At 70.8% G+C, this 16,772-nt stretch carries 14 protein-coding genes; 10 read left to right on the forward strand and 4 right to left on the reverse strand.

From position 1 onward, the window contains the following. Positions 1-224: 224 nt before the first annotated feature. The 4 genes from ACIQHQ_RS29965 (at position 225) to serA (ending at position 5,600) form a co-directional block, all read left to right on the forward strand. Complete coding sequence (locus ACIQHQ_RS29965) at positions 225-2,075, forward strand: acetolactate synthase large subunit (protein WP_402617636.1); 1,851 nt, start codon at positions 225-227, stop codon at positions 2,073-2,075. A gap of 21 nt (positions 2,076-2,096) precedes the next feature. Beyond that, positions 2,097-2,621 (forward strand): acetolactate synthase small subunit, encoded by a 525-nt coding sequence (ilvN, locus tag ACIQHQ_RS29970; protein WP_003993148.1) that lies wholly within the window; start codon positions 2,097-2,099, stop codon positions 2,619-2,621. Positions 2,622-2,742: 121 nt separating this feature from the next. Beyond that, the gene (ilvC, locus tag ACIQHQ_RS29975; RefSeq protein ID WP_031137995.1) at positions 2,743-3,741 is read left to right on the forward strand and encodes a ketol-acid reductoisomerase; all 999 of its coding nucleotides are present in this window, start codon (positions 2,743-2,745) and stop codon (positions 3,739-3,741) included. 269 nt (positions 3,742-4,010) lie between these two features. Next, entirely contained in the window at positions 4,011-5,600 is a 1,590-nt protein-coding gene (serA, locus tag ACIQHQ_RS29980) for a phosphoglycerate dehydrogenase (protein ID WP_402617641.1), read from the forward strand. A gap of 55 nt (positions 5,601-5,655) precedes the next feature. Here the strand turns inward: serA and ACIQHQ_RS29985 are convergent, their stop codons facing one another. Continuing rightward, positions 5,656-7,221 (reverse strand): MFS transporter, encoded by a 1,566-nt coding sequence (locus ACIQHQ_RS29985; RefSeq protein WP_402617644.1) that lies wholly within the window; start codon positions 7,219-7,221, stop codon positions 5,656-5,658. An 85-nt stretch (positions 7,222-7,306) separates the two neighbouring features. Here ACIQHQ_RS29985 and ACIQHQ_RS29990 point away from each other — a divergent pair, with 85 nt between their 5' ends. Beyond that, a complete protein-coding gene (locus ACIQHQ_RS29990) occupies positions 7,307-7,885 on the forward strand; it encodes a TetR/AcrR family transcriptional regulator (RefSeq protein ID WP_402617646.1) in 579 nt (192 codons plus the stop codon). Between the two features lie 15 nt (positions 7,886-7,900). Here ACIQHQ_RS29990 and ACIQHQ_RS29995 read toward each other — a convergent pair whose 3' ends face one another. Both ACIQHQ_RS29995 and ACIQHQ_RS30000 read right to left on the reverse strand, forming a co-directional pair. Continuing rightward, entirely contained in the window at positions 7,901-8,551 is a 651-nt protein-coding gene (locus ACIQHQ_RS29995; protein ID WP_402617649.1) for an HAD family hydrolase, read from the reverse strand. A gap of 14 nt (positions 8,552-8,565) precedes the next feature. Next, entirely contained in the window at positions 8,566-9,975 is a 1,410-nt protein-coding gene (locus tag ACIQHQ_RS30000; RefSeq protein ID WP_402617652.1) for a PucR family transcriptional regulator, read from the reverse strand. Positions 9,976-10,127: 152 nt separating this feature from the next. Here ACIQHQ_RS30000 and ACIQHQ_RS30005 point away from each other — a divergent pair, with 152 nt between their 5' ends. The 4 genes from ACIQHQ_RS30005 (at position 10,128) to ACIQHQ_RS30020 (ending at position 13,880) form a co-directional block, all read left to right on the forward strand. Then, positions 10,128-11,054: a proline dehydrogenase family protein gene (locus ACIQHQ_RS30005; protein WP_402617655.1), complete on the forward strand. Its 927-nt coding sequence runs from the start codon at positions 10,128-10,130 to the stop codon at positions 11,052-11,054. Between the two features lie 166 nt (positions 11,055-11,220). Next, a complete protein-coding gene (pruA, locus tag ACIQHQ_RS30010; protein ID WP_402617658.1) occupies positions 11,221-12,852 on the forward strand; it encodes an L-glutamate gamma-semialdehyde dehydrogenase in 1,632 nt (543 codons plus the stop codon). Between the two features lie 74 nt (positions 12,853-12,926). Beyond that, positions 12,927-13,469, forward strand: coding sequence for a GNAT family N-acetyltransferase (locus tag ACIQHQ_RS30015; protein ID WP_402617661.1), 543 nt, complete (start codon positions 12,927-12,929; stop codon positions 13,467-13,469). Between the two features lie 279 nt (positions 13,470-13,748). Further along, entirely contained in the window at positions 13,749-13,880 is a 132-nt protein-coding gene (locus ACIQHQ_RS30020) for a hypothetical protein (RefSeq protein WP_104781486.1), read from the forward strand. A gap of 46 nt (positions 13,881-13,926) precedes the next feature. Here ACIQHQ_RS30020 and ACIQHQ_RS30025 read toward each other — a convergent pair whose 3' ends face one another. Next, complete coding sequence (locus ACIQHQ_RS30025) at positions 13,927-15,507, reverse strand: purple acid phosphatase family protein (protein WP_402617665.1); 1,581 nt, start codon at positions 15,505-15,507, stop codon at positions 13,927-13,929. Positions 15,508-15,660: 153 nt separating this feature from the next. Between ACIQHQ_RS30025 and ACIQHQ_RS30030 the strand changes: the two genes are divergently transcribed. After that, positions 15,661-16,704 (forward strand): 3-isopropylmalate dehydrogenase, encoded by a 1,044-nt coding sequence (locus ACIQHQ_RS30030; protein ID WP_402617668.1) that lies wholly within the window; start codon positions 15,661-15,663, stop codon positions 16,702-16,704. The last annotated feature ends 68 nt before the right edge of the window (positions 16,705-16,772 follow it).

Consider the following 16,772-nt stretch of genomic DNA (forward strand, 5'->3'; position numbering starts at 1 on the left):
CAGTGAGTGCGTGCCGGGGGGAGGGTCAGTGCCATGCGCACCCGAATTCTCGTACTTGGAAAGCGCGTCGGCTGACGCTGAGCCTCGACCGCTCAGCGACCCCACCCGGCGCGCTCCCCTCGCTTGCCTCATGGCACGAGGGGTTTTTTGTTGCACAGGCGCCTTTCGTGCAGCAGCCGAAGACCGTACAAACCTCGCAAAAACCCTCAGCGTCTGAGAAGAGAATGCCGATGACCGAGCAGGCCACCGGGGCCCACCACCCGCAGCCCCGGCCCCGATCCGGAGGACACTCCGCCCCCGAGCAGGTGACGGGCGCGCAGTCCCTCATCCGCTCTCTCGAGGAGGTCGGCGCCGACACGGTATTCGGCATTCCCGGTGGTTGCATCCTTCCGGCGTACGACCCGCTGATGGACTCCACCCGCGTGCGTCACATCCTGGTGCGCCACGAGCAGGGCGCCGGTCACGCGGCCGAGGGGTACGCGCTGGCCACCGGCAAGGTCGGCGTCTGTATGGCGACCTCGGGCCCCGGCGCGACCAACCTGGTCACGCCGATCGCCGACGCGCACATGGACTCGGTGCCGATGGTCGCGATCACCGGACAGGTGGCCTCCAAGGCGATCGGCACGGACGCCTTCCAGGAGGCGGACATCGTCGGCATCACCATGCCGATCACCAAGCACAACTTCCTGGTCACCAAGGCCGATGACATCCCGCGGGTCATCGCCCAGGCCTTCCACATCGCCTCCACCGGCCGGCCCGGCCCGGTCCTGGTCGACATCGCCAAGGACGCCCTCCAGGCGAAGACGACCTTCTCCTGGCCGCCGGTCATGGACCTGCCCGGCTACCGTCCGGTGACCAAGCCGCACGCCAAGCAGATCCGCGAAGCCGCCAAGCTGATCACCCAGGCCAAGCGGCCGGTGCTGTACGTCGGCGGGGGTGTGCTCAAGGCCAACGCCACCGCCGAACTGAAGGTGCTCGCCGAGCTCACCGGCGCGCCCGTCACCACCACCCTGATGGCGCTCGGCTCGTTCCCGGACAACCACCCGCTCCACCTGGGCATGCCCGGCATGCACGGCTCGGTGGCCGCCGTCACCGGTCTGCAGAAGGCCGACCTGATCGTCGCCCTCGGTGCCCGCTTCGACGACCGCGTCACCGGCAAGCTGGACAGCTTCGCCCCGCACGCCAAGATCGTCCACGCGGACATCGACCCGGCCGAGATCGGCAAGAACCGCGCCGCCGACGTGCCGATCGTCGGTGACGCCCGCGAGGTCATCGCCGACCTGGTCCAGGCGGTCCAGAAGGAGCACAGCGAGGGTCACCAGGGCGACTACAGCGCCTGGTGGAAGGACCTGAGCCGCTGGCGCGACACCTACCCGCTCGGCTACGACCAGCCCGGCGACGGCTCGCTCTCCCCGCAGCAGGTCATCGAGCGCATCGGACAGCTCGCCCCCGAGGGCACGATCTTCACGGCGGGTGTCGGTCAGCACCAGATGTGGGCCGCGCACTACATCGAGTACGACAAGCCGGGCACCTGGCTGAACTCCGGCGGCGCCGGAACCATGGGCTACGCCGTCCCGGCCGCCATGGGCGCCAAGGCCGGCGCGCCCGACCGGTCGGTCTGGGCGATCGACGGCGACGGCTGCTTCCAGATGACCAACCAGGAGCTCGCCACCTGCGCCCTGAACAACATCCCGATCAAGGTCGCCGTCATCAACAACGGCGCCCTCGGGATGGTCCGCCAGTGGCAGACCCTCTTCTACAACCAGCGGTACTCCAACACCGTCCTGCACTCCGGCCCGGACGACGTCAACCCCGCGGCCCGCGGCACCCGCGTCCCCGACTTCGTGAAGCTGTCGGAGGCCATGGGCTGCTACGCGATCCGCTGCGAGTCCCCGGACGACCTCGACAAGGTCATCGAAGAGGCCAACTCCATCAACGACCGCCCGGTCGTCGTCGACTTCATCGTCCACGAGGACGCGATGGTCTGGCCGATGGTCGCCGCCGGCACCTCCAACGACGAGATCATGGCCGCCCGGGACGTCCGCCCCGACTTCGGCGACAACGAAGACGACTGAGAGCCGTAAAGGAAGCAGATCATGTCCAAGCACACGCTCTCCGTCCTGGTGGAGAACACCCCCGGCATCCTCGCCCGGATCGCCGCCCTGTTCTCCCGCCGCGGCTTCAACATCGACTCGCTCGCCGTCGGTGTCACCGAGCACCCCGACATCTCCCGCATCACCATCGTCGTCGGCGTGGAGGACCTGCCGCTGGAACAGGTCACCAAGCAGCTCAACAAGCTCGTCAACGTGCTGAAGATCGTCGAGCTGGAGCCGTCGCAGGCGGTGCAGCGCGAACTCGTCCTGGTGAAGGTGCGCGCCGACAACGAGACGCGCTCCCAGATCGTCGAGATCGTCCAGCTGTTCCGCGCCAAGACCGTCGACGTCTCCCCGGAGGCCGTCACCATCGAGGCCACCGGATCCGGCGAGAAGCTGACCGCGATGCTCAAGATGCTGGAGCCGTACGGCATCAAGGAACTCGTCCAGTCCGGCACCATCGCGATCGGCCGTGGTGCCCGTTCCATCACGGACCGGTCGCTGCGCGCCCTGGACCGGTCGGCATAAGACGGAGAACGGGCGGTCGGCGCGCCGTCGGCCGCCCGTATTCCGAGACCCTCAAGCTTCCCTTCCGCCCGCCGTCATACGGTGGGACGCAACACCTGCACTCCCGAGGAGAGAACCCAAAGTGGCCGAGCTGTTCTACGACGCCGACGCCGACCTGTCCATCATCCAGGGCCGCAAGGTCGCGGTCATCGGGTACGGCAGCCAGGGCCACGCCCACGCGCTGTCGCTGCGCGACTCGGGTGTCGACGTCCGCGTCGGTCTGCACGAGGGCTCCAAGTCCAAGGCCAAGGCCGAGGAGCAGGGCCTGCGCGTGGTGAGCCCGTCGGAGGCCGCCGCCGAGGCCGACGTCATCATGATCCTCGTCCCGGACCCCATCCAGGCCCAGGTCTACGAGGAGCACATCGCCCCGAACCTGAACGACGGCGACGCCCTGTTCTTCGGCCACGGCCTGAACATCCGCTACGGCTTCATCAAGCCCCCGGCCGGCGTCGACGTCTGCATGGTCGCCCCCAAGGGCCCGGGCCACCTGGTGCGCCGCCAGTACGAGGAGGGCCGCGGCGTTCCCTGCATCGCCGCCGTCGAGCAGGACGCCACGGGCAACGCCTTCGCGCTGGCCCTGTCGTACGCGAAGGGCATCGGCGGCACCCGCGCCGGCGTCATCAAGACGACCTTCACCGAGGAGACCGAGACCGACCTGTTCGGTGAGCAGGCCGTCCTGTGCGGTGGCACCGCGGCGCTGGTCAAGGCGGGCTTCGAGACGCTGACCGAGGCCGGCTACCAGCCGGAGATCGCCTACTTCGAGTGCCTGCACGAGCTGAAGCTGATCGTGGACCTCATGTACGAGGGCGGCCTGGAGAAGATGCGCTGGTCGATCTCCGAGACCGCCGAGTGGGGCGACTACGTCACCGGCCCGCGGATCATCACGGACGCCACCAAGGCCGAGATGAAGAAGGTCCTCGCCGAGATCCAGGACGGCACGTTCGCGCAGCAGTGGATGGACGAGTACCACGGCGGTCTGAAGAAGTACAACGAGTACAAGAAGCAGGACTCCGAGCACCTGCTGGAGACCACCGGCAAGGAGCTGCGCAAGCTCATGAGCTGGGTCGACGAGGAGGCGTAAGCCGCCTGCCCGAAGGGGCCGGAGCATCCCGCTCCGGCCCCTTCGGTGAACCCCGGGTAACGTCGGTGGTACGGCGTTGTCCATCCCGTCCGGCCACGGACGGGTGATCCTTCCGCAGCGGCACAGGACGATGCCCCCGGCGCCACTAGACTGCTGCACACATACGCGTCAGGCCCACAGCGTCGTGCGTCTTCCACGCGGCAAGCAACCCTCCACCGCCTGCGGCCGTCGGGACGGCCGTCCGCAGCACTGGATTTGTGAGGACTCACGTGAGCTCGAAACCCGTCGTACTCATCGCTGAAGAGCTGTCGCCCGCCACCGTCGACGCCCTGGGCCCGGACTTCGAGATCCGCCACTGCAACGGCGCGGACCGAGCCGAGCTGCTCCCGGCCATCGCCGACGTGGACGCGATCCTGGTCCGTTCGGCCACCAAGGTCGACGCCGAGGCGATCGCCGCCGCGAACAAGCTGAAGGTCGTCGCACGAGCCGGCGTCGGCCTGGACAACGTGGACGTCTCCGCCGCCACCAAGGCCGGCGTGATGGTCGTCAACGCCCCCACCTCGAACATCGTGACCGCCGCCGAGCTGGCCTGCGGTCTGCTCGTCGCCACGGCCCGTAACATCCCGCAGGCCAACGCCGCGCTGAAGAACGGCGAGTGGAAGCGCAGCAAGTACACGGGCGTCGAGCTGGCCGAGAAGACCCTCGGTGTCGTCGGCCTCGGCCGCATCGGCGCGCTCGTCGCGCAGCGCATGTCGGCCTTCGGCATGAAGGTCGTCGCCTACGACCCCTACGTGCAGCCCGCCCGCGCCGCGCAGATGGGCGTCAAGGTGCTGTCGCTGGACGAGCTGCTCGAGGTCTCCGACTTCATCACCGTCCACCTCCCCAAGACGCCCGAGACCCTCGGCCTGATCGGCGACGAGGCGCTGCGCAAGGTCAAGCCGAGCGTGCGCATCGTCAACGCCGCGCGCGGCGGGATCGTCGACGAGGAGGCGCTGTACTCCGCCCTCAAGGAGGGCCGGGTCGCCGGTGCCGGTCTCGACGTGTACGCGAAGGAGCCCTGCACGGACTCCCCGCTGTTCGAGTTCGACCAGGTCGTCTGCACCCCGCACCTCGGTGCCTCCACCGACGAGGCGCAGGAGAAGGCCGGTATCGCGGTCGCCCGCTCGGTGCGCCTCGCCCTCGCCGGTGAGCTCGTGCCGGACGCGGTGAACGTGCAGGGCGGTGTCATCGCCGAGGACGTCAAGCCGGGCCTGCCGCTCGCCGAGCGCCTGGGCCGGATCTTCACCGCGCTCGCCGGTGAGGTCGCGGTCCGCCTGGACGTCGAGGTGTACGGCGAGATCACCCAGCACGACGTGAAGGTTCTGGAGCTGTCCGCGCTCAAGGGTGTCTTCGAGGACGTCGTCGACGAGACGGTGTCGTACGTCAACGCCCCGCTGTTCGCGCAGGAGCGGGGTGTCGAGGTGCGCCTCACCACCAGCTCCGAGGCGACCGAGCACCGCAACGTGGTCACGGTGCGCGGCACCCTCGCCGACGGCGAGGAGGTGTCGGTGTCCGGCACGCTGGCCGGCCCCAAGCACCTGCAGAAGCTCGTCGCCGTCGGGGAGTTCGACGTCGACCTCGCGCTCGCCGACCACATGATCGTGCTGAAGTACGAGGACCGTCCGGGCGTCGTCGGCACGGTGGGCCGCATCCTCGGCGAGGCGGGCCTCAACATCGCCGGCATGCAGGTGTCGCGGGCGGCGGCCGGTGGCGAGGCGCTGGCGGTGCTGACCGTGGACGACACGGTGACCGCGGGTGTGCTGGCCGAGGTGGCCGCGGAGATCGGTGCCACGTCCGCGCGTTCCGTGAACCTGGCCTGACCTTCCCCGGGGGCTGTCGCCCCCGGGGCCTCGTTCCCCCTGCCCGGACTCGACTTCACACCCCGGACGGGCTGACTCGTTCCAGCGAGTCGGGCCGTCCAGCGTTCTCCGTGCCCGGCCCCTCGGGGCCGGGCACCCGCCGGAGCGTGATCGCGGCCGGCACCGCCGCGCACAGCAGCAGGGCCGCGCCCGCGATCGCCGCCCCGTTCATCGCGCTGGTGAAGGCCTCCCGGGCCGTCGTCGCCAGGGCGTCCCCCGCGCGCCCCGGCAGTCGCTCGGCCACGGCCAGCGCGCCGCCCAGCGTCTCGTGGGCGGGGGCCGGGGCGGAGCCGGGGATCTCGCGGCGGTAGACGGCCGTACCGATCGAGCCCAGGACCGCCATGCCCAGGGCACCGCCGAACTCCGCGCCGGTCTCCATCAACGATGAGGCGGTGGCCGCCCGTTCCACCGGGGCCGCGCCCATCGCCAGGTCCATGACCTGGGTCGTCACCATCACGATGCCGAAGGCCAGGACACCGCACGCGGTCAGCACGAGCCACATCGAATCCGGGCCGGCGAGGGCCAGCAGCCCGTAACCGCTCGCGGAGATGACGAAGCCCGCCGTGACGACCGCGGCGCGGGACAGGCCCTTTTGGACCAGCACGGCAGCCATCGGGGCCGCCACGCCGATCGGCATCGACGGGAGCAGCGACCACAGCGAGGCCTCCAGCGCGCTCTTGTCGAGCACCGACTGGATGTACTGCGTGGTGAAGAACGCCGAGCCCATCATCGCGAACAGGGAGAGCAGGTTCAACGCGACGGCGGGCCCGAAGCCGCGGATGCGGAACAGCGAGGGCGGGATCATGGGTGAGGCCGACGTGCGCTGCCGGTGGACGAAGAGGGCGGCGAAGAGCAGGCCGACGGTGATCGAGACGACGTACCGGACGTTCCAGCCCTCCGTCGTGATCTCCTTCAGGCCGTAGATCACCGGCAGTACCGCCGCCATCGACAGCGGTACGCTCAGCCAGTCGAAGCGGCCGGGGGAGGGGTTCCTCGACTCGGGAAGCAGGATCGGTCCGAGAACCAGCAGCAGGGCCATCGCGGGCAGGTTGACCAGGAAGACCGAGCCCCACCAGAAGTGCTCGACGAGCACGCCGCTCATCACCGAGCCGAGCGCGACGCCGCCGGCCATCACGCCGGACCACAGGGCGATCGCCTTCGCGCGCTGCGCGGGGTCGGTGAACATCGTGCGGACCAGCGCCAGCGTCGACGGCATCAGGGTGGCGCCGCCGATGCCCAGCAGCGCGCGGGCCGCGATCAGGGCCTCGGCGCTGTGGGCGTACGCCGCGGCCAGCGAGGCGGCTCCGAAGGCGGCGGCGCCGATCAGCAGCAGCTTGCGACGGCCGATGCGGTCGCCCAGCGCTCCCATCGTCATCAGCAGTCCAGCCAGGACGAAGGCGTAGATGTCGAAGATCCACAACTGCTGGGTGCCGGTGGGTTCAAGGTCGGCGCTGATCTGAGGGGCCGCGAAGTAGAGCACCGACACGTCCATCGAGACCAGCAGCAGCGGAAGCATCAGCACGCCCAGCGCTGTCCATGCGCGGTGGCCGGCGAGGGCGGGCGGGTGGGGTTCGATCGTCATGGGCAGGACTGTACGAGCGTCTTATACGCTTGTCTAGTACGCATGTTTAATACGCTCGTCTGGGTGGCGGATAGGGTGGCATGCCATGGGACACCGTGAGGATCTGCTGGAAGGCGCCAAGCGCTGCCTGCTGGCGAAGGGCTTCCTGCGCACCACCGCGCGCGACATCGTCAAGGAGTCGGGGACCAACCTGGCATCGATCGGGTACCACTACGGCTCGAAGGACGCGCTGCTCGCGCAGGCGTACGTCGAGATGGTGGAGGGGATGTCCGACGCGTTCGAGGGCGGCGGCGAGCTCAGGGGTGAGCCGGGGTCGCTCGAGCGGTTCACCGAGGTGTGGGCGAACATCATCGGGACCATGCGGGAGCCGGGCTCCCTGTGGCGGCTCAGCACGGAGATCGTCGCCATGGGGGACCAGCTGCCGGAGGTGCGGGAGCACCTCGCGCGGGCCCAGCGGGAGGGGGCGCGCGGCATCGTCACGCTCTTCCACGGGGGGCCCGAGGACGAGGTGACGGACGAGCAGGTGGACACCCTCGGATACTTCTACCTGACCCTGATGATGGGGCTCATGGCGCAGTGGACCTTCGATCCGAAGAGCGCGCCGGAGGCAGGGCAGCTCGCCGCCGGGCTCCGCCAGGTGATCGAGGCCGCCAGGGGGAAGTGAAGTGACGCGTCCCCCTCACCCGGGGGTGTCGACGACCGAGTCGATGGCGGACACGGTGTCGGGGGCGGTCCGGGTGGGGGTGTGTGCCGTCCCGGTCCAGGGGCGGCCGGCCGACACCCAGACGCTGCGGACGCCGATGCCGGCCGCCCCGGCGATGTCGGCGTGCGGCGAGTCGCCGATCATCCAGGCGCCCTCCAGGGTGGCGCCGACGGTGGCGGCAGCGGCGTGGAAGATCTCCGGCGCGGGCTTTTTGTGGCCGACCGCCTCGGAAACGACCCAGCCGTGGGCCAGCGCGTCGAGACCGGTCCCGCGGATCTTGGCCTCCTGCTGCGCGGTGCGGCCGTTGGTGACGATGACCAGGGTCCAGCCGGCGGTGGCCGCCCGGACGAGGGCGGTGCGGACGGGAGCGGACAGGACCACGCGGTCGGCCGCGCCCCCGTCGAGCAGCGAGCGGACGGCCGGGCCGGGGACCTGCTCGCCGTACCGTGCGCGTACGGCCCGGGCCACCTCGGCGCGGGGCGTGTAGCCGCCGGCGTCGACGGTCATCAGCCACTCGGCGTCGTGCGCGGGCAGGGCGTGCACGGCCAGGAAGTCCACGACCGCCGCTCGGAACGCGGCGTCCCGGTCGACCAGGGTGTTGTCCAGGTCCAGCAGCAGCAGGGGCATGGGCGGGGCGGTCCTCACAGCCGGTGTGCCTTCAGGGTCATGTGCAGCAGCAGACGGTCCTCGCCGTCGTCCAGGTCGAGTCCGGTGAGCTTCTCGATCCGGGACAGGCGGTAGTACAGGGTCTGGCGGTGGACGCCCAGTTCGGCGGCGGCCCGGGCGGCCTGGCCGGCGCAGTCGAGGTAGACCTCGGCCGTCCGGGCGAGTTCGTGGTGGGCCGGGGCGAGCAGGGTCCGGGCGGCGGGGTCGCGGGCGATCTCCGGGGGCAGAGCGGTCAGCATCCGGAACGGCCCGATCGACGTCCACTGCGCGACGGGCCCCAGCCGCGCCTCGGCCAGCGCCGCCCGGGCGGCCGCCGACGCCTCCCGCCAGGCGGCCGCCAGGTCGGCGAGGCCGGAACGGGGGGTGGCGACACCGGCGGCGGGTCCGCCGGCTCCGCGCGACGCGTCACCGGGGCGGCCGGGCGGGGCGGCACCGGTCGCTCCGCCGGCGGACGCCGTGGGGTGGGACCTGGCGGAGCGTGACATCCCGGCCGGACCGCTTGCCGCGCCGTCCGAACCGCCGGCGCCGGCTCCGCCCGGACCGCCGGAACCCGGCCCCTGCCCGGCCGCGCTCGCCGGGCCGCTCGCCCCGCGCGCCCGCTCCAGCAGCCGCCCCGCCGCCGTGGTGGCCGGAGTCATGACCTCGGGGGAGCGCAGGCGCAGGAGCACGGCCACACACTGGGCCGTCGCCCCCCACGGCAGGGTGCACAGGGCCGTCGCACCCGGGACCGCGCGGACCGACGGGGCGTCGTCCGGGTCGGCCGAGGGCCAGGGGGCGATGCACACCAGGGTGTGCAGGCCCTCGGCCCGGGGACCGAGGGCCGTGCGGAGCTCGGCGACGGCCATGTCGCTCTGCCAGCCGCGCTCGGCGGTGAGCACGGCCCGGAGCTCACGGCTGAGGTCGGCGCCGTGCTGCGCCTCGTCCGCGAGCAGGGCACCGATGCGGGCCGTGACCCGCATGGCGTCGGCGAGCCGGAGCTCGCTCGGGCCGGGATCGTCGTCCAGGAGCCAGACGTAGCCGTGGACCACGCCCCGGTGGCGGACGGGGAGACAGATCCGGCCCCGGTAGACACCGGCCTCCGGGGTCGGCGGGATACGGACGGGACCCGTCGCCCGCGTGATGCCGAAGCCCTCGAACCAGGCGCGGACCGCCGCCGTCGAGCGGCGGGTGAGGATCGAACGGGTGCGCACCGGGTCCAGGGCCGACGGATCGAGGTCGCTCTCACTGTCGTACGCCCCGAAGGCGATCAGCTCGAAGTCCCGGTTCTCCAGGGTCGCGGGCGCGCCGAGCAGCTCCGAGATCTCGTCGACGAGCTCCTCGTAGTCGCCCCTGTGTTCCGACGTCACCCGGGCATTGTCCCGCACTTCCCGAAGCCCTTCATACATCTGTCTGAGATCTGCGGCACGGATGCGTGACAGCTGTCGATGGCAGACGATCGGAGGGATCCTTAGGTTTCACGGTGGTTCTCCGTGCCGTACCCGACGTGTCATCCGCGAGGGGTCCGGCCCTCACGTTGCTTGTGCTCTGGAGGTGCCCCGTGCTGGGTCCCGTGATTCTCGCCGCGTCGCGCAGCGACCGGATGCGACGCCTGATCTCGGCGGCCCCGGTGACCAAGCAGGTCGTCGACCGCTTCATCCCGGGCGAGGACGTCGACGACATCGTCCCCGTCATCCGGAACCTGACCGGGCAGGGCCTGGAGCTGACGATGGACGTCGTCGGCGAGGACATCACCAACCCCGCGCAGGCCGCCGCCGCCCGGGACGCCTATCTGGAGCTCGTCGACCGTCTCAAGCCGCTGGAGCTCGGCACCCGCGCCGAGATGTCGGTGAAGCTGTCGATGTTCGGGCAGGCCCTGGAGGACGGCCACGAGCTGGCGCTGAAGAACGTCCGCCCGGTCGTCGAGGCCGCTGCCGAGATCGGCACCACGGTCACGCTCGACGCCGAGGACCACACCACGCTGGACTCGATGTTCGCCATCCACGAGGAACTGCGCAAGGACTTCCCGCAGACCGGGTGCGTCATCCAGGCCTACCTCTTCCGCACCGAGGACGACGCCCGCCGCCTCGCCGCGAGCGGCAGCCGGGTCCGCCTGGTCAAGGGCGCCTACAAGGAACCGGCCTCGGTCGCGTACCAGGACAGGCACGAGATCGACCGGGCATACGTGCGGATCCTGCGGACGTTGATGGAGGGGGAGGGGTACCCGATGATCGGGTCCCACGACCCGCGCCTGATCGCGATCGGCCAGGAGCTCGCCCACCGGGCCGGGCGCAAGTCCGACGAGTACGAGTTCCAGATGCTCTACGGCATCCGCGGCGAGGAGCACCTGCGGCTGGCCGCCGAGGGCCACCGGATGCGCGTGTACACCGCCTACGGCACCGACTGGTACGGCTACTTCATGCGCCGACTCGCGGAGAAGCCGGCGAACCTGCGCTTCTTCGTCAGGAGTGTGATCACACGTGGCTGATGGAACGGCGCTGTGCTGCGGCCCCTGCCGGGGGTCCGGGGGTCGCCCCCGGATAGGCACGGCATGCGCCGACTCGCAAAGAAGCCGGCGAACCTGCGCTTCTTCGCCCGAAGCATGCTCACCCAGGGCTGACCGAATCACCGCTCAGTAAGGAGTTACGGAAAACATGGACGCTGTGACCCAGGTCCCCACCCCCGTCAACGAGCCGGTGCGCGGCTACGCCCCCGGCTCGCCGGAACGGGCGCGGCTGGAGGCCCGGCTGAAGGAGCTGGCCGACAACCCGATCGACCTGCCCTGCACCATCGGCGGTGAGAAGCGGATGGGCGGCGGCGAGGCGTTCCAGGTCGTCCAGCCGCACAACCACCAGGCCGTGCTCGGCACCTACCGCAACGCCACGCAGGCGGACGCCCGGGACGCGATCGACGCGGCCCTCGCCGCCGCGCCCGCCTGGCGCGCGATGTCCTTCGACGACCGCGCGGCGATCATCCTGCGCGCCGCCGAGCTGCTGGCCGGCCCCTGGCGCGAGACGCTCGCCGCCTCGACCATGCTCGGCCAGTCCAAGACCGCCCAGCAGGCCGAGATCGACACCCCGTGCGAGCTGGTCGACTTCTGGCGCTTCAACGTCTCCTACGCCCGCAACCTGCTCGCCGAGCAGCCGCCGGCGAACGCCCCGGGCGTGTGGAACCGTCTGGACCACCGCCCGCTGGAGGGCTTCGTCTACGCGATCACGCCCTTCAACTTCACCGCGATCGCGGGCAACCTGCCGACGGCCCCGGCCCTGATGGGCAACGTCGTCGTCTGGAAGCCGTCCCCGACGCAGACGCACGCCGCCGTCCTGCTCATGCAGCTGCTGGAGGAGGCCGGTCTGCCCAAGGGCGTCATCAACCTCGTCACCGGCGACGGCATCGAGGTCTCCAAGGTCGCCTTGGACCACCGCGACCTCGCCGGCATCCACTTCACCGGGTCGACCCCGACCTTCCAGTACCTGTGGAAGACGGTCGGCGCGAACATCGAGAAGTACCGCACCTACCCGCGCCTCGTCGGCGAGACCGGCGGCAAGGACTTCCTCGTCGCCCACCCCTCGGCCGACCCGGCGATCCTCAAGACCGCCCTGACCCGCGGTGCCTTCGAGTACCAGGGCCAGAAGTGCAGCGCCACGTCCCGGGCGTACATTCCCGCCTCGATCTGGAACTCCGGCTTCAAGGAGGAGTTCGCCACCGAGGTCGACGGCATCAAGATGGGTGACGTCACCGACCTGTCGAACTTCATCGGCGCCGTCATCGACGAGCGTGCCTTCGCCAAGAACAAGGCCGCCATCGACCGGGCCCGGGAGGACGCCTCCTGCACGATCGTCGCGGGCGGCACCTACGACGACTCCGAGGGCTGGTTCGTCCGTCCGACGGTCATCGAGTGCACCGACCCGGACAACGAGGTCTTCCGCACCGAGTACTTCGGCCCGATCCTCGCCGTGCACGTCTACGAGGACGACCGGTACGACGAGATGCTGACCCAGATGGAAGCCGTCTCCGACTACGCCCTGACCGGCTCGGTCATCGCGGGTGACCGCGCCGCGGCCGCCCACACGGCGCACAAGCTGCGCTACGCGGCCGGCAACTTCTACATCAACGACAAGTCGACCGGTGCCGTCGTCGGCCAGCAGCCCTTCGGCGGCGGCCGTGCCTCCGGCACCAACGACAAGGCCGGTGCCCCGCAGAACCTGATGCGCTGGACCCTGACCCGCGCCATCAAGGAGACGCTGGTCCCGCCGACCGACTACACCTACCCGCACATGGGCTGACATCCGGCCGCACCGGCGGGCCAGGTCGCGAAACGACCTGGCCCGCCGGCATGTCCGCCGGGAAGACTGGCCCGATGACCACCCGAGCGCGCACCGCCCACACCGCCGACCTCACCCCCGCCGAACTCGACGCCGTACGAGGCCTCCTGGACGCCGCGTTCGACGGCGACTTCGGCGACGAGGACTGGGACCACGGCCTCGGCGGCATGCACGCCCTCGTGCACGACGGCTCGGGGCTCGCCGCGCACGGAGCGGTCGTGATGCGCCGGGTGCGGCATCGCGACCGGTGGCTGCGCACCGGGTACGTCGAGAACGTCGCCGTTCGCGCCGACGCCCGCCGCACCGGCCTCGGCGGCCGGGTCATGGCGGAACTGGAGCGCGTCGTCGACCGCGCCTACGACCTCGGCGCCCTCTCCGCCAGCGACGACGGGGCCCGGCTCTACACCTCCCGCGGCTGGCAGCCGTGGACGGGGGAGGTGCACGCCCTGAGCCCTCGGGACGGCGTCGTCCGGATGCCGGACGAGGAGGGGAGCACCTACGTACGGACCGCCACCGCCGGCTCCCTCGACCCCGCTCACCCGCTCCTCTTCGACTGGCGCGACGGCGACGTGCTCTAGGAATCACCGCAGGTCAGCATGGTGTGACCCAGTCCACCGTCTCAGATAGTAGGAAGTCCGAGTAATTGTGGAGACAGACGCTCCGGCCTCCCTTAGCTTTGTAGGAGCCGAACGTCTCGCTCGACCAAGCGAATGGCGGTCGTGAGCCGGGCCCCGTGCAGGCAACCCCTGCGGCGCCGCTCCCCGCCCCTTCTGGGGGTCCCACCCACGCCCATAGGCAGTGGGGCAGTCTCGTAACCCTCCCTGCGCACTCCGTGCTGACGAAGGAGTCGATTTCCCATGGCCGAGACGACCGTCCGCCGCCGAGTCCGTCACGTCTCCCGTACGACCGAGTCAGACCGCAAGAACGCCGCCGCAGCGCTCCAGCGCGCCCTCGACCGCAGGGACAACGGCGGATCCAGCGGCCACTGAGCCGCCGCAGGAACGGGAGCCGCCCGACGAGGCGCGGTGCGGGGCCTCACGCCCCGCGCCGCACCTCGAAATGGTCGATCCGCTCACCGCTCGACGCCAGCGCCGACACCGTGAGCTTCGGCCTGGCGCCGCTCTCCGCCTCCACCGAGAGGAACGAGAATCCGCGGTAGCGCACCCGCGACCACTGCACCGACTCCGCCCTGGTGTCCCGGGACTTGGTCCACCGGAACGTGGCGACCGGCTCGTGGTCCGCGGTGTTCCCCTCGTAGCTCTCCTTCACGCCGCCGGGGAAGCCGTACAGTTCCTTGCCGCCGCCGCCCGCGGTGACGTACACGATCCCGTCCCGCCGCGGATCCGTCGTCGCGCCGACCGGCACCGGCCTGCCCACCTCGCCGTCCCGGATGGCGTCGGTCCGCTCGTAGACGTGGTTGTGGCCGTTGATCACCAGGTCCACCTCGTGCCGGGCGAACAACGGCAGCCACTCGGCGCGCACCCCGCCGTCGGAGGCGTGCGTGGACGTCGAGTAGGCGCAGTGGTGGAAGAACACGACGATGAAGTCGACGTCCGCGGACGACCTCAGTTCGCCGAGCTTCTTCTCCAGCCACCTGGTCTGCCTCCCCTCCGTGTAGCCGAAGTTGGCGGGGATCTCGTACGACACGTCGTTCGCGTCCAGCGCGACCACGCCGACGTTGCCGTACGTGAAGGCGTACACGCCCGGCGCCGTGCGCGCGTCGAAGCCGCTGTCCGGCAGGGAGAACCGGGCGAGCTGGCCGCCGTAGCCGTCCGGTGAGTACCAGGCCTCCATGTCGTGGTTGCCGGTCGTCACCATCCACGGCACCGACCTGGCCACCGGCTCGGTCTGCTTCAGGAACCGGTCCCACTGTCCGGCGTCGAAGACGTCCGACTCCTTGCCCTTGCCGGTCGGATCGGCGTAGCAGATGTCGCCGGCGTGCAGATGGAAGGCGGGCTTCCGGCGCAGCAGCGTCCGGTCGTTGAGGGCCGCATCCTCCCCGACGCCCTGGTCGCCGAACGCGGTGAACACGAACCGCTCCGGCGGGCGCGCGGGCGCCGTGCGGAAGGACGTGACGGTCGGCCGGTGCCGCGGGGACGCCGGGTCGAAGCCCTCGTGACCGACGCCGTAGTAGTACGTCGTGTCCGGGCGCAGACCGTCCAGCGCGGCATGCAGGTAGTACTGGTCGACCGCCGCCCGGATGCCCTTCAGCTCCGGGGTGTGCAGGTCGCGCAGCTCCGCCTCGACCTTGCGGTCGAGGTCGTCGGGGCGCAGTCCCACCCGTACGTACGGCTTCTTCACCGCGAGCGGCACCTGCCAGGAGATCCGCATCTGCGTCTTCGGGTCGGCGCCGAAGGCGAGATGGCGGCCGAAGGGCGTGATGAGGGAACCGGGCGCCTGCGAGGGGCCGGGCGACGGGCTCCCGGCCGCCGCGGCGCCGTCCCGCCCGGGACGCGAGCCGGAACCCGAGCAGCCGGTCAGCAGCCCGCTCGCCACCGCGCCCGCGGTCACCAGGGTGCGCCGCCGGGACAGTCGTGTCCGCAGGTATTCGTGCTGCTCCGCCATGCTCATCCGGCGGGCGAGCTCGGGCGGGATGCCGAAGTGGGGGATCTCCATGTCCAGTGAACTTCCCAGCGGAGGCCGACGGCCGCACCACATATGGGTGAACGGCATGCGGCGGAGGGGTGCCGTCCCTCCGTCGGGGCCTCCTGGCTGTCCGCATCACGGACACCGAATGTCATTCCATGGGACGAGGAGTAGGGTGCCCGCATGTCTCGCAGCATCAATCTCGCAGTGATCCCCGGTGACGGCATCGGCCAGGAGGTCGTGGTCGAAGGTCTGAAGGTCCTCTCCGCCGTCCTTCCGCAGGATGTGAAGCTGGAGACCGAGGAGTACGACTTCGGCGCCCGGCGCTACCACGCCACCGGTGAGACCCTGACCGACGCCGACCTCGACGCCCTGAAGCGGCACGACGCCATCCTGCTCGGCGCGATCGGCGACCCGAGCGTGCCCTCCGGCGTCCTGGAGCGCGGCTTCCTGCTCAAGCTCCGCTTCGCCTTCGACCACCACGTCAACCTGCGTCCGTCGAAGCTCCTTCCGGGTGTCGCCACCCCGCTCGCCGGCGAGCCGCAGATCGACTTCGTCGTCGTGCGCGAGGGCACCGAGGGCCCGTACACCGGCAACGGCGGCACGATCCGCAAGGGCACCGAGCACGAGGTCGCCACCGAGGTCTCCGTGAACACGGCCTTCGGTGTCGAGCGCGTGGTCCGTGACGCCTTCGCGCGTGCCCAGGCCCGCCCGCGCAAGAAGCTGGCGCTGATCCACAAGAACAACGTGCTGACCTTCGCGGGCCACCTGTGGACGAACGTCTTCAACAAGGTGGCCGCGGAGTTCCCCGAGGTCACCACCGAGTACATGCACGTGGACGCGGCGACGATCTACCTCGTCACGCAGCCCGAGCGCTTCGACGTGATCGTCACCGACAACCTCTTCGGCGACATCGTCACCGACCTCGCCGCAGCCGTCTCCGGCGGCATCGGCGTCGCCGCCAGCGGGAACATCAACCCCTCCGGCGAGTTCCCCTCGATGTTCGAGCCCGTGCACGGCTCGGCCCCGGACATCGCCGGCCAGGGCAAGGCCGACCCGACCGCCACCGTGCTGTCCGTCGCCCTGCTCCTGCGCCACCTCGGCTACGAGGCCGAGGCCGCCCGCATCGACGGGGCGGTCGCCGCCGACCTCGCCGAGCGCACCGGCAAGCCCGCCCGCTCCACCTCGGAGATCGGCGACGCGCTCGCCGTACGCGTAGCCGGCTGACCCGCCGCTGCACACCGCAAGCCGCCGGGTCGCAACCGCGCCCGGCGGCTTTCGCATGTTCCCGCCGG

Origin of the sequence: Streptomyces sp. NPDC092370, from assembly GCF_044755265.1 — a bacterium.
Lineage (GTDB): Bacteria > Actinomycetota > Actinomycetes > Streptomycetales > Streptomycetaceae > Streptomyces.